The sequence below is a fragment of the Chitinophaga sedimenti genome (assembly GCF_023156195.1).
Lineage (GTDB): Bacteria > Bacteroidota > Bacteroidia > Chitinophagales > Chitinophagaceae > Chitinophaga > Chitinophaga sedimenti.
The window spans coordinates 3,821,242-3,837,316 of the sequence record NZ_JAKUKA010000001.1; the positions used below are offsets into that span (position 1 = coordinate 3,821,242).

Genomic DNA, 16,075 nt, shown 5'->3' on the forward strand with positions numbered 1-16,075 from the left:
AAAGTCAGGGAAGGTTGTACAAATGGAGGGCTGGGTTGTACAATTTACCCGGGAGCTATTACTCGGCGGGAGGCTCGCCATAAAACGCGCTGTCCTCTTCAAGTATGTTTTTGATTTTCTCGAGTTCATCAATATCATAACGATCTTTGGGACGATTTGCTGCTTTTTTAGCCTGGAGCAGGTGATTGATATGCAGGAACGGAACCGACACGCCATCTATATCTGCCACCGAAGCATATTTATAACAATCCTCAAAAGTCTCATTCTCAAGCCCCTTAAGAGAGGTCATAATATCGAGCCGCATGCCGTTATTGAGCGTAAAGTCAGTCCAACCGGGTACGAACTGCAACGTTTCCAACGTTGCAAAATCCCCCAGCCCATCTTCCTTAAATGCTTTACGCAGACGTACACGATTTTCAGGTGTGTCTTCCAGCCAAATATCAATATCATCAGTTACACGTTGAAAACCATGTAAGTTAGTGGCCACTCCACCTACCATGATGTAACGAACGCCCTGTTCGTTCATACACTTCCAGAAGTGCATCATTTCCTGACTAAAAGCATCCATTAGTTTATGTTCTTGTCTTTAGGCCAGGGTTTATGGGTAATTTTGCTCTCCGGAACATCATTCCGGTCTGCATCAATCGCGTCATCACGAGAAAACGCTCCTTATGCGACCGCTTTAATGCGGCGCGAAGCAAGTCCATAGATGCTTTATCAAAATCTGGCTTGCGCTCCATATCGGGGTGGTTTGCACTTTCCATGTTCCAAATTTACCAAAAACGTTGATTATATCCTCCTCAACCGCTCCGCCGCCTGCTCCAGCGTAGCCCGCCGTTTCGCAAAGCAGAAACGTATCACCTTGTCATCCTTCCCATCCTGGTAAAATGCCGATACGGGAATTGTAGCCACGCCAAACTCTTTTGTGACACGGATCGCGAAGTCTTTATCGCTCTCATCCGAAATGCCGTGGTATTGCATCAGCTGGAAGTAACTGCCCGTACAGGGCAAAGGCGTGAAACGGGTTTCTTTCATCAGGTCTAAGAAATAGTCTCTTTTCTTTTGAAAGAAATCGGGGAGCGTGAGGTAGTGTTCGGGGAACTGCAGGTAATCGGCCAAGCCATGTTGCATCGGTGTATTCACCGAAAAACACAGGTACTGGTGCACTTTCCGGTATTCGCTCATCAGGTGGGCGGGAGCAATGCAATAGCCCATTTTCCAGCCGGTAACGTGAAATACTTTGCCGAACGAGAACGTCACAAAGCTGCGCTGCAGCAGGTTGGGATAGCGTAACACGCTTTCGTGCTGCGCACCATCGTACACGAGGTGCTCGTATACTTCGTCGGATATTACCAGCAGGTTGTGCGCCTCGGCGAGCTGCTCCAGTTGTTGCAGGTCGGATGCTTTTAATACGCTGCCTGTAGGGTTATGCGGCGAGTTAATAATGATCATTTTCGTACGTGCGGTCACTTTAGCGCGCACCAGCTCCCAGTCAATGTGGTAATCGGGAAACTGTAAAGGAATGCGTACCGGCACGCCACCATTGACCAATATGTTAGGAATGTAACTGTCGTAAGCCGGTTCAAATACGATCACTTCGTCGCCCGGACCAATACAGGTCGCAATGGCGGTGAAGATGGCATAAGTACCGCCGGGGGTAACGGTGACCTCTGTATCCGGGTTGATACTGGTACTGTACAGGCGCTGTACTTTGCCGGCGATAGCCTCGCGGAGTTGCGGCAGACCGGGCATAGGTGCATACTGGTTATTACCGCGCTGCATGGCGGCATTCACCATGTCTTTTAATTCAAGGCTGCAGTCAAAATCCGGGAAGCCCTGCGAAAGGTTGATCGCTTTGTGTTCTGCGGCCAGGGCAGACATCACAGAAAAGATAGTCGTGCCGGTGCTGGGCAGTTTGCTATTGATATGGTAAGTAGTCAACTTAAATGCTATTTGAGCATCTAATGTACAATACCATCCATTGATTTTTATCTAAAAAAGCGGCTATTCCTCCAGCAGTTTGATCCCTGTTTGGGTGAAAACGATCTTCTGCTGCTTGTATAGGTTACCCGTCGTCATTTTGAAGGTCTTTTTGCTCATGCCGAAAAAGGAATAGATTTCTTCGGGATCGGATTTATCGTGGTAAGGGAGATAACCATCGTTTTCCCGCAACAGGCGCAGGATTTTACCGGCTTCGTCCTCTACTCTTTCATAGCCGCGTTTGCCGAGCACTACGTCTATTTTGTTTTCGTCCTTGATGGTTTTAATAAAACCCTGCAGTTTATCGCCGATGTCTACCTGCTTAAACACCTCGTTCGAGTGCAGCACACCGGTATGTTTATTATTGATGATTACCTGGTAGCCCAGGTCGTCGCGGCGGTAAATGATGAGGTCAACGGGGTCGAGTTCCTTCACGGTAAGTTCCTCGTTGCTAAGGTACTGGTCAATTTTCTCGGTAGCGGCTACACGGCCGGTCATCTCATCGATATAGATCATCACCGGTACTCCTGCCCTGCAATCATTTTCGACAATTGCTGCGACTGTGCCACGAAGATGTCCTTCATCAGCCCCCAGTCTAGGAAAGCACCCTGACCGGTAACGCTCACGGCCTTCAGCAACAGGATGTCGCCTACTTTACCCAAAGCCTTCTGCGTGGTAGCGATCAGGCGGTTTTCAGAATCGTGGTAAAGAAATACTTCCAGCTCGTCGCCTACCTTCGTACCACGGGGCACAAAGCGCTTGGGAAGCAGTATTTCCTCTCCCATGGCGTCCATATAAACACCGAAATCTGTTTCTTTCTTTACTCTGAGAAAATTATAGTCACCTACCTTGATCATCGCGCAAAGGTAGGATTTTCTTTACATCCACCTTCCAATCGGGACCGCTGTACACTTTATATTTTGCCGAGAAATCGCCCATATTGATGGCAAACGACAATTGCAGGAGGCTGTTCAGGTAGGCCAGCGCCGCTCCGGACGGTACCGCGGAAAAGGTATTGGCAAAGGGAATGGTATCGTGATAAACAAGCGAATCGCCCCGTAGCATCGCCACGTCCAGCAGATCGCCGGCCTTTACGCCAAGCTGGTTAAAAGTACTGTCGTCGATGTTCGTCCACACATTACCATACTGTACATCGAGAATGGGAATACCGCCAGACAATGCCCCCGCCTTGAATTGCGGTCCATTAAAGGGAATCCGCACCACCTCCGCCGGCAACACCGGGCCAACCGATTCAAAGGAGATTACGCCGGCTGCAAGTCGCGCGCCGGTAAAGGCGTACACATCGCGCCCATGAAAGGTGTATGACTTTCCAGATCCTTTCCGGCGGTTCACAGCTTCATCAATTTCACGCACTTCGGCAATGCCGAGGGAATTAGCTACAAGGGTAAGCGTACCATTATCGGGCGTCACAAAGTAATGCCCGCTTTTTGTTTTTAACACTACCGACTTCCGCTCCGACCCTACCCCGGGATCCACCACAGAAACGAACACCGTACCGGCGGGCCAGTAACGCGCTGTTTGTTCCAGGCGGTAGGCAGCTTCCCATATATTGTACGCGGGAATTTCATGCGTCAGATCAAATATGGCCAGGTTGGGCGAAATGCTGTAAGCCACACCTTTCATTGCCGATACGGCCCCGTCCTTCAACCCGAAATCGGTCTGGAAGACCAATGCAGGATGGGTTTGCGGTTTGCAGGCAAACAGGAAGAGGACAAAACACAAAACAGGAACAAGCCTCATGGGGTATTGTTTTCTTTATCTATCCAGGATGTACGTTTGGAATCTTTCACCACAGTATACACCAGCAACGATATAAAGATACAAACCGTTACGTACCAATAGTACAACGATTCGCGGCCAATGTCTTTAAAGTAAAGGGCCAGCATCTCGGCTGTACCGCCGAAAATGGCAACGGTCAATGCGTATGGCAGCCCCACCCCAAGTGCACGCACTTCGGCGGGAAACATTTCTGCTTTTACCACGGCATTGATGGCGGTATACCCGCTCACAATTACCAGTGCGCCAAGAATTAAGAAGAAAGCTGCGGCTTCGGTGTTAGCATGGCTCAACGCCGTTAAGATCGGCACTGTTAACAGGCTGCCAAATACGCCAAAGCCTATCAGCAGCGGCTTGCGCCCTATCTTGTCCGACAACCAGCCGAACAGCGGTTGCATACCGGCATATATCAGCATGAGGAAGAATGTCAACTGCGTGGCCCTGTCTTTTGTAAGGTGCACCGTGTTCACGAGAAACTTCTGCATGTACGTGGTATAGGTATAAAACGCGATGGTACCGCCCAAAGTGAGCCCCACCACCGTTAACACCGCGCGGGGATGTTTTTTCAACATCAATCGTAAGGTACCGCGTTCTTTCTTCTTATCTATGCTGACAGATTCCTCCATATTCCGGCGCATGTAAAGCGCAACGAAGGCCAGCAGCGCACCAATGAAGAACGGGATGCGCCAGCCCCACAGCTCCAGCTGCTCCGGCGTCAGGAATATTTTCTGCAACAGCATTTGCACCCCAAGGGCCGTTAATTGCCCGCCAATGAGCGTTACATATTGAAAGCTGGAGTAAAACCCGCGCCGGTGCGATTCCGCCACTTCGCTCAGGTAGGTGGCGGACGTTCCATATTCACCACCAACGCTCAGTCCCTGTAGTAAGCGCGCCAGCAGCAACAGTACCGGGGCGGCCAGACCAATCTGCTGATATGTGGGGGTACAGGCGATGATCAGCGAGCCGAACGACATTAACATGACGGATAAGGTCATGGCGGCTTTGCGGCCGGTGCGGTCGGCGATGCGGCCAAATATCCAGCCGCCGATCGGGCGCATGAGGAAACCTACCGCAAAGATGGCGGCTGCATTCAGCTGCTGGGCGGTCTGGTTGCCTTTAGGGAAAAAGGACGGGGCAAAGTATAGGGAGAAAGCGGTGTAGGCGTACCAGTCGTACCACTCAACGAGGTTACCGACGGAGCCGGACACAATCGCTTTTAAACGGGCGCGTGTAGATTGTAAGGTCATGCAGGATAAAAATTGCGCCCAAAAGTAAGCATCCTAACGGTGCTGATCGTACAAATTAATCCGGATGGCCTGGCGGAGGATGTCCATTTCGCTGTCTTTCAGCGGGGGCGTGCCGGGCGTGCCTGCCGCCTCTTCCAGTTGTTCACGGGTGCGGATACCAACAACCGCGGCAGATATCGCCGGGTTTTGCAGGACGAAGCGCAGGGCGGTTTGTGCGGGTACACGCTCCGCACCGGACAGGGCAGCGACCTGCTTGGCGGCGGTTGCCACATCCAGGAGGTTGTAGTTGAGGTACTCGGCTGGTGGTTTGCCGGCCAGGAGGCCTTTAGCGACCCCACCGCGGGCCAGTACACCAACGTTCTGCTCCAGTAACAGGGGCAGGCAGAATTCCTCCGGCCGCCTGTCCAGCAAGCTATACTGCATCATCACGCTCACAATGTTCGACTTGCGCAGGTACTCGCGGATCACATTCGGCCGGATCGAGGAAATACCGTAGTGGCGGATTTTCCCCTGCTGCTTCAACAGTTCAAAAGCATCAATAGACTCTTCTATGGGATCGTCTACCGTACCACCGTGCAGCTGGTACAGGTCGATGTAGTCGGTTTGCAGCCGGCGGAGACTGTCTTCCACCGCAGTCACGATATACTCCTTACGCGGGTTCCAGTCCCAGCCACTACCATCGGGGCGCCACTGGTTGCCCACTTTGGTGGCGATGATCACGTCCTGGCGTTTGCCCCGGAGGGCCTTGCCGAGAGATGCTTCATTCCGGCCGTGATCATAGAGGTCCGCGGTATCGAAAAAGTTAATACCCAGTTCTATGGCCCGGCTCACGAGCGTGGCATTGGCGGCATCGTCGCCGTTAAGCGACATACATCCAAACGCGATTTCGCTGATGCGGAGGTCCGATTTGCCAAGTATGTTATAGTTCATATTGGTGATTGGGAATTTACATATCAAACTTAACACTTATTTGGCTAATTATCAATGGTTAGTGGAGGGAGGTGTAAACCTTAATTCGGATTATTGAAACCTGGGTGTAAACCTATTTCAGGACGCGACATCCTTCGGGCATCTTTATACCATCCTAGGTTCATCCTAGGTTCATCCTAGGTTCAAGGTAGGTTCAACCTAGGTTCATGAACCTATGTTAAACGAAGGATTAACGAAGTATAAACGAAGCATCAACGAAGGATGTTTAAAGGATGGTATAACCCTCCATATGGGATCAATAGAGAGAGAAAGTTGAAGGGAGTGACCTTTAGGTTTGTGAAAAGAAACAAAAGAGAAGATATTATTACTATTACTACTATAACTTTTTCTTTTTTGGTTCTTTTTTCTTTTTGTGAATTAACACGCAGATTGTGGATAACTGTAAGGTCAACCGGACTACGGCAGGCACTTTTAGAGTGACAAGGGTAAAACCCAGGTTGTGTTTTAATCCTGCCGTAGCCTGGTTTGAACAAAACCCAAATAGAAAATAAACGTAGAGCTTATTAAAGGTCTAGGGAAAGTTCAAACTGGTTGATCTCACTGGCTTTATTCATGGATCTTCGCGGGTCCCAAAAGAAACAAAACCAATGAGTGTAAAATTCGTTCATTTTGCCGGAATAGATGTATCCAAGAGCAAAATAGATATCTGTGTGTTGCTGTCAGGTGATGTAAAGTACCCCTACAGCAACTGTTTTGAACAAAGTAACAAAGGGTTTGCTGACATGAAAAAGTGGCTTCGTAGTCTGATGGGCGGCACTATCAAAAAGTTATTGATCTGTATTGAGAATACAGGGCATTATAATGAGGCCGTTGTTCATTACCCGGACAGCCAGCAAATAGCCGTGAGTCTGGAAAATGCCGCTAATATCAAAAGGAGCATCCGCGATATCCGTAAGAAAAGCGATCCCAAAGATGCATTAGACATCGCTCGTTATGCTAAGCATCATAGTGATGAGTTGCAGCTATGGAAAAAACCCATATCAGTAATCACCACACTTAAGCAACTACTGGCACAGCGTCGGAGATTACTGAGTGTATTAAAGGCCCTCAAACAGCCATTGGAAGAGAAAGCCTTCTATGACTGGAGTGGCGTTCCTAAAACCACACCATACACAGCGGGCATACAGGGCCTTGAACTCGATCTTAAACGAATCAATGAGGACATCGCCCAACTGGTTAAGGAGGACGCCCAAATGCGCCGTCAGGTCAGCTTGATCACCAGCGTTCCTTCTGTAGGGCCTATCACCGCTTATCACCTCATCTGCTACACCGATGGATTTAAGCAAGTGAAATCGGGCAAACAGCTAGGTAGTTATTGTGGCGTTGTTCCATTTGAACGACGAAGCGGCAGCAGCGTGCGAAAGCCTGCCAGGGTCAGTCATTTAGCTAATAGAGTGCTTAAAAGCCTCCTGCACATGTGTGCCCTGACAGCCACCAAAATGAAAAACAGCTTTGGGGATTATTTTCGGAGAAAAATAGCCGAAGGAAAACACAAGATGCTCGTTATAAACGCTTTAAGAAACAAAATCGTCCTAACTATAACAGCCGTTGTACAAAAACAGACGAGGTTCGATAAAAATTATATCTACCAAAATTTGCAAAAACCATAGAAAACACAACGGCGGCTGGGGAAAGGGGTTCAGCTGGTGCAATAATTAAAAAGCCGCCCTATTCGGAGCGGCTTTTTATGTTAGTAAGCTATCACAGCTTTATAGCCAAGGTGATCGGAACCGTAGGCATATTCAGTGAGTACCTGCTCCGACACCAGCTTAAAGCCGCTGGTTTTAGGGAAAAGGATATAGTCGATCCGTCGTTTCGGGTTGATGTTCGGGATGGTCGGGCCTTTTTGCGCGCTGGCATCCGTGAAAAAGTAAAGAGAGACTGCATACCGGCCTTGTCGTCCGTGGCGTTGAAGTCGCCGCCGATGAGCAGCGGGGCATCCAGGTCGCTTCCGAGTTTAAGGATGGCGTCGGATTGCAGTTTGCGGTTTTCCTCTTTCGTCACATCTAGATGGGTACTGGCAAACCAGGCGCTTTTACCGCCGGGCAGCTGCACACGGGCCATGGCCACCACCCTGTCTTCGCCCGTAAAGCCCGCCACTTTCGGGAGTACGAACGTACGGGTTTCTTTCAGGGGGTATTTTGATAAGATGCCTACGCCATAGGCGCCACCTTCGTAGGGAATGGCGCGGCCGTAGTAATAGTGCATGCCCAGTTTATCGGCCAGTGTTTTTAATTGAAACTCTTTATGAGCGCGCGCAGCGTTACGCTATCGAGTTCCTGCAAAGCCACGAGACTGGCCCCGCTACGACGGATAGCCGCAGCTACGGTATCGATATTGATCACGTCTTTTGCTTCAGATGGCGGGTTAAAGTGATGTACGTTGTAGGTAACCACCGTTACCTCGCGGGCGGCGGCCGGCCCGGAAGTCGTGTTCCGGGCACTGTTGCAGCCTGCCATGATCATCAACATGACGGAATGAAAAAGAATCGTTCTTGTCATTGGAACATAGATTGTTATGGATAAGTTAGTGTAGATACGCTGTTGTATTTTGTACGGCTGTCGTCCGCAGGCGCTTTCACCTCCAGGATTACGTTCACTGTACCATTGACTACGGAGTATTCCTTCACGGTTACGATACCAAACACCTCGTTATTGGTAGGCGTCCGGGAGCCCCAGCCGATCACAAAACCCTGCCCAACGGCCAGTGCATTCACGAAGCGGCGGTTGGTAGTGGATACGTTGTAGTTTTCACCACCGGATGCCACCGGTGCTTTTACCTTATTGTTGATATAATCCGTCAGTTCTCCATCCCACTGAATGGCATTGAACGTAGCAGGTGTCAGGCTCGGACGGGCAGTGGTCACCAAGGTGTACGTGGCTGTACTGAAACCGTTCATGTAAGGTCCCATGGCGCTCAGGTACGCGGCGCCGGCATTGAACGCGGCGGCCGAAGTAATGCGGATATCGCTGGCAGTGTGTTTATACAGCAGGAAATCCAGCCACAGCTGGTTACTCACCGCTGAGGCCTGATCAAACATATGCGGCGCTTTATACATCGAGAACCAGTTAGTTTTACCGGGTCCAATATCCGTTGTCAATTTGATATCCGTTAAGTGCACCAGCTTATTAAACACGCGATCTACCACAAACTCCGTCTGCGTAGTTTTACCGCCTTCGTTATGCCCGCTGATACGAACGGCCTGTATGCCGTTTGCACCCTGGTAGTTTACACTGAATGTGAATTCATCTTTCGGATTACCAATGGTGATAGGCGTTTCCGCACCATACACATTATTGGTTTTGAGTGCATACGTGAGGGTAGACATCGCAGAACCCGAGAATACGGTGCCGGACAAAGTATTGCTGACACCCGCGTATACTACCGGTATTTTTGTTTGATTCGCATCCAGCGCGATATTCACCGCATCGTCTACCACCGTGCCAATTTTAAATGTATCCACCGCGGTACCGTTATAGCTGTTCTTTGCTTTTAATACGATAGCGCTCATGTTTTTCACTACGGTTACCGTGGCGGTGAAAGCCATATCCTTCGGATTGGTAATGGTAATGGGCGATTCGGCGGATGCCTTGCCATCTACGATCGACTGGTAGGTAAGCGCGGTCACATCGTGTTGAGAGGTAAAGCTGGCTTCTACTTTCAGTTGTTTGTTCTCGAATACAGAGGCGCGGAACTTCACATTGTCTTTAAATGCGAGCACCGGTGTGAGGCGAACATTTTTAGGAACGATGTGCTTTTCGCTGTTCTTAAAGTTTTTATCAAAAGTGATGATCACCATCTCCACCATGTTCTGCGGCACCTTGAACGTAATGTTTTGTTCCAGTGACTGCGGGTAGTCGGTTTTATCGATGTACACCGGTGTGCCGGTGGCAGTACCGTTAGCGCTTTGGGTGATGAAATAGTAAGCCAGGCGGCGCACGCCCGCAGGCGCCTTGATGCTTACGGGTACGGTCACTTCCTCTCCTACGTTCAGGTTTTCTACCTCGTCAAAGCCGGCGCCCAGTGTAATGACAGGCCCCGCCAGGTTTTCGTCGTCTTTGTTGCAAGCCAGTAAGGACAGGCAACAGGCGATGAACAGTATGTATCTTTTCATGATCGTTCGTTTATCTGTTAAACTTTAATTCCGCCATTACGGGGAAGTGGTCCGATGCGACGCGCTCCGGGATAACGGTATGCGACATTACACTGAATGCCGAAGCGGGGCGGTAAGCCAGGTGATCGATAACCACGGTCGGGTTCTGCGCGCTGGATGTATTAGTACAGGTACCATCGCGACAGGTGCGCGTAAACACGGCATCAAACACCTTGAAAAAATCGGTAGCAGACAGGTTTTCGTTGAAGTCACCGCCGATGAGGATACGGCCATTCACTTTCGTGAGCTGGTTAATGACCTCGTTTACCTGCGCCAGGCGACCGCCGGCACCCGTGTGTTGCAGATGGGTTACCGCCAGCGTTAAGGAATCTACACCCGGTAAATCTACCATCGCCACACCAAGTACGCGCTGCTCGTCCGTTTCGTTCGCTTTCGGCAGCATGTATTTTTATTGGCTTTCAGCGGGTATTTGCTGAGGATAGCCACACCATACAACCCGCGCATGTAAGAGATAGAAGAGTAAAAAGAAAAGTTCATCTTCAGCTTACCCGCCAGTTCGGCCGCCATATCGCCGGTGTAACCGTTACGGTTAGTACCCTTGTCCACTTCCTGCAGGAACACGATATCGGGATTGGCCGTTGCGATCACGTTCGCGATGGCGTTGATATCCACGGTACCGGGTGCGCCGGGAGGATTGGCCGCGTGGATATTGTACGTCATGTATTTGAGCGATGTCAATTTTGCTGCTGCATCATTGTTACCGCCGTAGGTGGCGTCGCCATTGCCCAGCTCCAGGTAGGTAGCAGGCCCTGTCGGCATATAAGGATCTTTATTGCAGGCGAGCAGGAAAAAGCCGGCCAGTGCAAATAATGCGAATTTCATCATTTCCAGTAAGGGTTTTGTTTGAGTTGCGGATTCAACGTCAGGTCCTGCGTAGGCAGTGGCCACAGGTAGTCGCGCAGCGGATCAAAGGTTTTTACTGCGCCCGGGTTGGTGAGTACATTACCACGGGTGCCGTTCGACAGGTTGTCTACCGGGATCTGGTAAGGACCGGTATCCGGCGGTTTTACACCGGAATAGATTTCCACGTCGTTTTTACCATTACGGTCCAGGTCGTAAAAGCCGGGACGGGGAAGTACATCCCCATGAAAGGTGCGGTCAGTAACTGGCCCTCTTTCCAGCGCATGATATCGTCCCAGCGGAAATTGCTTTCCATCACCAGCTCGATACGGCGCTCTCTCCTGATTTCGAGGATGAGGCCTTTATTAGCGCCGTTTACCTGTGTATACAGGTTGGCCTGGTAAGGATCGGGATTTGCGTTGGCTGCTGCCATGTTCAGGTTAGGCATGCCTACGCGGTCGCGCAGTAATTTGATAGACAGGTCGATATCGGTCTGTGTGATCGTACCCAGTTCGGCCTTGGCCTCTGCATAGTTCAGCAGGGTTTCACCGAAACGGAATATCACCATATCATTTACAGACTGGCTGTTACCGTCGTACGCCGTAACATTCATCCATTTTGTAGGCTGGTAACCGGTCATAGACGCGAAGAAGTCTGGCGCCAGTTGCTCGGTACCGCCAATACGCGTGTAACCCGGGGTGCGGATCGTTTGCGCCAGGCGTGGATCGCGGTTCTGTACTTCTGCGAAGAACTGCAGCGTGTCATAACCCGGAATATCCGTGAAACGGCTGCCATCTGCCATCAGGTAACTGTTTATCAAACGTTTTTCCAAACCTGGTTTACCCTGTGAACGGGCCGTTAAATAGAACTGCAGGTTGTGCTTCAACCCCAACTCGTTGGAATAACGGCGGCCGAGGATCACCTCATCAGACACACCATCCAACTTGAGCGTAGCAAATAAGTCCTGGTAAGGTTTTTTGGTTGGACCATCCACCTTTGTATATACTTTATACACACCGCTCTGCATCAGCTGCTCGGAAGCAGACACACATTCGTTCAGCCATTTGTCAGCATCGGGCAGTTCCATATCTGTATGGTACTTTCTCCAGGTGCCTTCATATAAACAGATGCGTGATTTAAGCGCCAGCGCGGTCCATTTGGTCACACGCTCCACACTCTTCGCGGCATCCAGTTTTTCGATGGCGAAGTTGATGTCGGCCAGTACAGAATCCATAACCAACGTACGCGGATCACGCGCCTTGTAAAGATTAGCCGCATCATTGGTTTCGATCACCACGTTATAAAACGGTACATCGCTGTAGTACTGTACTTTCTGGAAGTAGAAATAAGCACGGAAGAAACGGGCGAGGCCGAGATACTTATCACGTACGGCCGCATCGCGGTAGTTCTTTGCATTTTCGCTGTTCAGCAAAAAGTTGATAGCACGCAGGTTGGAAAAGCTCCACCGGCCGTCCGTCAGCGGGATTAACCGCGAGCCGGCGATTTCACGATCAACAGAGGATTTCGCCACGTTATCGGCACTTTCGCTGTACAGGTAATCCGCGCCGGGGAAAAAGGTATAAAACTGGTTGGTATACGCTTTAAAATCGGCTTCGGTGGTAAAGAATGTCGGTGGCGACACGGAGGCCGTCGGGTAGCGCTCCAGGAAATCTTTTCCGCAGGATGAGAAGATGGCCGCTACTGCGAGCATCCCTATCACTTTCATATTTTTCATACTCATCATGGCTACTGTTTTAGAAGGTAACGTCAAAGCCAAAGGCATAAGTTTTAGAGAATGGGTACACACGACCGTCGATGTTCGCCATAGCCTGTTCGGGATCGATGTACTTGGTGCGCAGTTTCGTCCAGGTCCACATGTTTTCGCCGCTCACAAATACGCGGAAGCGCTGAATTTTCGCCATCCTGGTAAGGCGCGCGGGCAATGTATAACCGAGCGACAGGTTCTTCAGGCGCAGGTAGGCCAGGTTCTGCATGTAGCGGTTATTCGTGGCACGCAACTCGTTATTCGCATTCAATGCTACGTAAGCGAGGAGGTTCGGGAAATAGGCGTTCCTGTTAGTAGCGGAATACACATCTTTCTCAAAATCTTCCGGGATAAAGGAGAAGTACGGACGGGAATAAGGGCCCCAGAAACGGTCGGCATTGTTGCCCGGGTACCAGTCCATTTTACCCAAACCCCGGAAGAAGGCGGAGATATCGATGTTGTTCCAGCTTGCATCCATGTTAAAAGAATACTGGTAGCGCGGCGTAGAGTTACCTACTACACGCTGGTCACCGGGGTTAGCCAGTGAGCTGCCGTTACCGTTGGTAATCTTGCCGTCACCGTCCAGATCTACCCAGCGAAGGTCGCCTGCACGCAGCGGTATATTATTATCCACGCGCATTTTATTCAACCATGTTTGGTCAACAGGATATGTTTTTGCCTCCGCATCGGTTTTAAAGAAACCATCTGTTACGTAACCCCAGATCTCACCGATATCTTTACCCACGTACAAACCAGTGATCAGTGCGGGAGAGTTCTCGTTGTTCACCACTTTGGTAATGCGGGAGCGTGCGTCGGACAGTACACCGCCGACGTGATAACGGAACGTTTTACCGGCTACCGGGAACTGGTCGCGCCAGTCGAACGTGAGCTCAAAACCTTCTGTACGCAGCGAAGCCGCGTTCACGACCGGTTCGGTTGCACCGAATACATCGGGCAGTACGATACCGTTGGTGAGTATATTGCTGGTGTTGCGGATGTAACGGTCGAAGCTCGCCGTTAAACGGTTTTTCAGGAAACCAACGTCCACACCAATGTTATAAGAAGTTACTTTTTCCCAGGTTAAACTGCCGGAAACCGGTGCAGGTGCGCCATAGTATTTAGCCAGTTCGCCATCCAGCAGGTAAGAAGCGGTACCCGGCGCCATCGTGGAAATGTACGGATAAGCACCGCCGATGGACTGGTTACCCAGTGAACCGTAAGATCCACGCAACTTCAATTCACTTACCAGGTTATTGCTTTTCAGGGGCAGGAAGAAGTTTTCCTCACTTACACGCCATCCCGCAGAAACCGAGGGGAAGAAACCCCAGCGATCTCCTTTAGGGAAGCGGGAGGAACCGTCGAAACGACCATTAGCCTCCACGAGGTATTTGCTCTTATAATCGTAGGTAAAGCGGTAGAACATACCCATGAGCGCCGTTTCGCTGCTGCCGCCCAATACGGTTTGTTCACCCGTTCCCAGGTTCAGGTCGTTCAGGTCTTCGGAAGAAATATTCATCCGCGCAGCGGTAATCTTTTTAGGGCGATTCAGTTCCTGGTTATAACCCAGGATCAGTTTCGCATTGTGTACTTTGGCGAATGTTTTCGCGTAGTCCGCATACACGTTCGCTACATGCACCTGGTTGAACTGCTGTGACTCCGTCAGCTTGTCCGTGCTGTATTTCGGGGTCATCGTTACCACGCCGGGGTACAGTGAATAGTAAGCCGGCGCCGCACGATAGAAGTTCGGATCGGTGTACATATTGTAGCTGTAGTTCGCGGTAATGTTCAGGTCTTTAATCGGCGTGATCACCATTTCATTGATGGAGGTCAGTTCCAGTTTACGGTCAACGCCCTTGCTGTTGCCGTTAATAAGCATCGCGAAAATACCATCGCCGATATCATAGGCGTTCAAACCCGAAATATAGGATGCGGTACCATCAGGATTGTAAGGAGCGTAAGCAGGGGATGCGTGCACGTTGATATGCGTAAAGTTGGCCGTACCACCACCCTCGCGGCCGTAGTATTGATAATTGGAATGATATACGTTGGTATTGGACGTCACCTTCAGCCAGGGATACAGCTGTGCACTTACCTTGGCGCGTACTGTTTTAGAGCTGTACTTGTCGGTCTGCACCCGCATGATACCGTCTTTCGCTTTCAGGTTACCATTGATCATGAAGTTCACTTTATCATTACCACCGCTCAGCGTTAAGTTATGCGTTTGCATCGGCTGCCATTTGGTGAACATGATATCCCACCAGTCGTAGTTACCATAATACACATATTGATCGCGGCCATTACGGTTCTGTACCGTTACCCAGGGCCGGGAAGGATCTTCTGTTTTATCGTTACGACGGGCCAGCAATTCTTCATAATCCCGTTCTGTATAACCGGAATAACCGCCGATGTAGTACAGGGAGCGGTCCATCAGGCTCATCCAGTCATAACCTTTGGTCATGAAGTTAGTGCTGACTGTAGGCGTAGATACGGCAAAAGAGTTATTGTAACGCACCACTGTTTTACCGGACTTGCCGCTTTTGGTGGTTACGAGTATCACACCAAACGAACCGCGCGCACCATAGATAGCGGCGGAGGCAGCATCTTTCAGAATAGAAATACTTTCTACTTCCTCCGGGTTGAGGCGGTCCATGGTACCGGGAATACCATCAATGAGTACCAGCGGACCACTGGACACGGCGCCACCGTTACTACCGTCGATAGACGTAACACCACGGATGTTCAATGAACCCATCTGACCGGGTGTACCACTGGCAACACGAATATTCAGGTTAGGCATGGCTCCCTGCAGGAGCGACGACATATTGGTCTGCGGGCGATCGCGCAGTTCATCACCGGAAATCTGGTTTACCGCACCGGTAAGGTTTACCTTTTTTGGGTACCATACCCTACGACCACAACTTCGCTCAATTTAGATTCATCGATCGCGAGACTTACCATCACGGTATTCGGTACGCCATATTTCAGCACGTAACCGGTAACGGAGCGTTTCTGGTAACCAAAGGACGAAAAGTCGAAGCTATAAGCCCCTTCCACCGGCATGTTGGCGAAGCTGAAGCGGCCCAGCGTGTCAGAAATAGCAGGATAGGATTTTTTAGACTCGGAGTTACGCGCCAGTACGGATACAAAGGGCAAAGGTTTGCCGGCATCGTCCGTTACCACCCCTTCAATAGTGGCTTTTTGGTCCTGCGCGAAAACTCCCGTCGTTAGCACTAATAATAGGGAAAGGCAAAAGAGCCCGGCCCGACGTGGTAGCGTTGTGAA

17 protein-coding genes are annotated in these 16,075 nt (G+C 50.4%); 1 reads left to right on the forward strand and 16 read right to left on the reverse strand.

Annotation, left to right across the window (positions count from 1 at the left end; all coding sequences use genetic code 11):
* Positions 1–58 precede the first annotated feature (58 nt).
* The 7 genes from MKQ70_RS21800 to MKQ70_RS21830 all read right to left on the reverse strand — a co-directional run bounded on the left by MKQ70_RS21800 (position 59) and on the right by MKQ70_RS21830 (position 5,954).
* Positions 59–568, reverse strand: coding sequence for a nucleotidyltransferase (locus tag MKQ70_RS21800; protein WP_248074348.1), 510 nt, complete (start codon positions 566–568; stop codon positions 59–61).
* A gap of 221 nt (positions 569–789) precedes the next feature.
* Positions 790–1,941 (reverse strand): methionine aminotransferase, encoded by a 1,152-nt coding sequence (locus MKQ70_RS21805; protein WP_248074350.1) that lies wholly within the window; start codon positions 1,939–1,941, stop codon positions 790–792.
* Positions 1,942–2,004: 63 nt separating this feature from the next.
* The gene (locus tag MKQ70_RS21810) at positions 2,005–2,496 is read right to left on the reverse strand and encodes a S1 RNA-binding domain-containing protein (RefSeq protein WP_248081553.1); all 492 of its coding nucleotides are present in this window, start codon (positions 2,494–2,496) and stop codon (positions 2,005–2,007) included.
* Positions 2,496–2,837: a S1-like domain-containing RNA-binding protein gene (locus tag MKQ70_RS21815; protein WP_248074352.1), complete on the reverse strand. Its 342-nt coding sequence runs from the start codon at positions 2,835–2,837 to the stop codon at positions 2,496–2,498. The genes MKQ70_RS21810 and MKQ70_RS21815 overlap by 1 nt, the downstream gene beginning before the upstream one ends.
* Positions 2,821–3,741, reverse strand: a complete 921-nt coding sequence (locus tag MKQ70_RS21820; RefSeq protein WP_248074355.1) for an SAM hydrolase/SAM-dependent halogenase family protein — start codon at positions 3,739–3,741, stop codon at positions 2,821–2,823. Before MKQ70_RS21820 ends, MKQ70_RS21815 begins: the two co-directional genes overlap by 17 nt.
* The gene (locus tag MKQ70_RS21825) at positions 3,738–5,024 is read right to left on the reverse strand and encodes an MFS transporter (protein WP_248074356.1); all 1,287 of its coding nucleotides are present in this window, start codon (positions 5,022–5,024) and stop codon (positions 3,738–3,740) included. The genes MKQ70_RS21820 and MKQ70_RS21825 overlap by 4 nt, the downstream gene beginning before the upstream one ends.
* Positions 5,025–5,057: 33 nt before the next feature.
* Positions 5,058–5,954, reverse strand: a complete 897-nt coding sequence (locus tag MKQ70_RS21830; protein WP_248074358.1) for an aldo/keto reductase — start codon at positions 5,952–5,954, stop codon at positions 5,058–5,060.
* Between the two features lie 647 nt (positions 5,955–6,601).
* Here MKQ70_RS21830 and MKQ70_RS21835 point away from each other — a divergent pair.
* Positions 6,602–7,624 (forward strand): transposase, encoded by a 1,023-nt coding sequence (locus tag MKQ70_RS21835; RefSeq protein ID WP_248074360.1) that lies wholly within the window; start codon positions 6,602–6,604, stop codon positions 7,622–7,624.
* 91 nt (positions 7,625–7,715) lie between these two features.
* Here MKQ70_RS21835 and MKQ70_RS21840 read toward each other — a convergent pair whose 3' ends face one another.
* Genes MKQ70_RS21840 through MKQ70_RS21875 form a run of 9 tightly spaced genes read right to left on the reverse strand, consistent with a single transcriptional unit; the run spans position 7,716 to position 16,024 of the window.
* Positions 7,716–8,240, reverse strand: coding sequence for an endonuclease/exonuclease/phosphatase family protein (locus MKQ70_RS21840; RefSeq protein ID WP_372490134.1), 525 nt, complete (start codon positions 8,238–8,240; stop codon positions 7,716–7,718).
* 5 nt (positions 8,241–8,245) lie between these two features.
* Positions 8,246–8,515, reverse strand: coding sequence for an endonuclease/exonuclease/phosphatase family protein (locus MKQ70_RS21845; protein WP_248074364.1), 270 nt, complete (start codon positions 8,513–8,515; stop codon positions 8,246–8,248).
* A gap of 14 nt (positions 8,516–8,529) precedes the next feature.
* Entirely contained in the window at positions 8,530–10,128 is a 1,599-nt protein-coding gene (locus MKQ70_RS21850) for a hypothetical protein (protein ID WP_248074365.1), read from the reverse strand.
* Positions 10,129–10,138: 10 nt separating this feature from the next.
* Complete coding sequence (locus MKQ70_RS21855; protein WP_248074367.1) at positions 10,139–10,570, reverse strand: endonuclease/exonuclease/phosphatase family protein; 432 nt, start codon at positions 10,568–10,570, stop codon at positions 10,139–10,141.
* Positions 10,513–11,013, reverse strand: coding sequence for an endonuclease/exonuclease/phosphatase family protein (locus MKQ70_RS21860; protein WP_248074368.1), 501 nt, complete (start codon positions 11,011–11,013; stop codon positions 10,513–10,515). The genes MKQ70_RS21855 and MKQ70_RS21860 overlap by 58 nt, the downstream gene beginning before the upstream one ends.
* Entirely contained in the window at positions 11,010–11,216 is a 207-nt protein-coding gene (locus tag MKQ70_RS39180) for a RagB/SusD family nutrient uptake outer membrane protein (protein WP_308199121.1), read from the reverse strand. Before MKQ70_RS39180 ends, MKQ70_RS21860 begins: the two co-directional genes overlap by 4 nt.
* On the reverse strand, positions 11,195–12,772 hold the full coding sequence (locus tag MKQ70_RS21865) for a RagB/SusD family nutrient uptake outer membrane protein (protein WP_282456655.1): 1,578 nt from the start codon (positions 12,770–12,772) through the stop codon (positions 11,195–11,197). Before MKQ70_RS21865 ends, MKQ70_RS39180 begins: the two co-directional genes overlap by 22 nt.
* 10 nt (positions 12,773–12,782) lie before the next feature.
* Positions 12,783–15,722 (reverse strand): SusC/RagA family TonB-linked outer membrane protein, encoded by a 2,940-nt coding sequence (locus tag MKQ70_RS21870; protein ID WP_308199514.1) that lies wholly within the window; start codon positions 15,720–15,722, stop codon positions 12,783–12,785.
* Positions 15,677–16,024, reverse strand: a complete 348-nt coding sequence (locus MKQ70_RS21875) for a carboxypeptidase-like regulatory domain-containing protein (protein ID WP_248074370.1) — start codon at positions 16,022–16,024, stop codon at positions 15,677–15,679. Before MKQ70_RS21875 ends, MKQ70_RS21870 begins: the two co-directional genes overlap by 46 nt.
* Positions 16,025–16,075: the final 51 nt, after the last annotated feature.

What these genes read in the sequence shown, in the direction of transcription:
- MKQ70_RS21820 (WP_248074355.1), bottom strand. Translation starts at nt 3,741, where the DNA reads ATGAGGCTTGTTCCTGTTTTGTGTTTTGTCCTCTTCCTGTTTGCCTGC.
- MKQ70_RS21830 (WP_248074358.1), bottom strand. Translation starts at nt 5,954, where the DNA reads ATGAACTATAACATACTTGGCAAATCGGACCTCCGCATCAGCGAAATC.
- MKQ70_RS21860 (WP_248074368.1), bottom strand. Translation starts at nt 11,013, where the DNA reads ATGATGAAATTCGCATTATTTGCACTGGCCGGCTTTTTCCTGCTCGCC.
- MKQ70_RS21845 (WP_248074364.1), bottom strand. Translation starts at nt 8,515, where the DNA reads ATGACAAGAACGATTCTTTTTCATTCCGTCATGTTGATGATCATGGCA.
- MKQ70_RS21850 (WP_248074365.1), bottom strand. Translation starts at nt 10,128, where the DNA reads ATGAAAAGATACATACTGTTCATCGCCTGTTGCCTGTCCTTACTGGCT.
- MKQ70_RS21825 (WP_248074356.1), bottom strand. Translation starts at nt 5,024, where the DNA reads ATGACCTTACAATCTACACGCGCCCGTTTAAAAGCGATTGTGTCCGGC.
- MKQ70_RS21865 (WP_282456655.1), bottom strand. Translation starts at nt 12,772, where the DNA reads ATGATGAGTATGAAAAATATGAAAGTGATAGGGATGCTCGCAGTAGCG.
- MKQ70_RS21810 (WP_248081553.1), bottom strand. Translation starts at nt 2,496, where the DNA reads ATGATCTATATCGATGAGATGACCGGCCGTGTAGCCGCTACCGAGAAA.
- MKQ70_RS21855 (WP_248074367.1), bottom strand. Translation starts at nt 10,570, where the DNA reads ATGCTGCCGAAAGCGAACGAAACGGACGAGCAGCGCGTACTTGGTGTG.
- MKQ70_RS21815 (WP_248074352.1), bottom strand. Translation starts at nt 2,837, where the DNA reads ATGATCAAGGTAGGTGACTATAATTTTCTCAGAGTAAAGAAAGAAACA.
- MKQ70_RS21800 (WP_248074348.1), bottom strand. Translation starts at nt 568, where the DNA reads ATGGATGCTTTTAGTCAGGAAATGATGCACTTCTGGAAGTGTATGAAC.
- MKQ70_RS21835 (WP_248074360.1), top strand. Translation starts at nt 6,602, where the DNA reads ATGAGTGTAAAATTCGTTCATTTTGCCGGAATAGATGTATCCAAGAGC.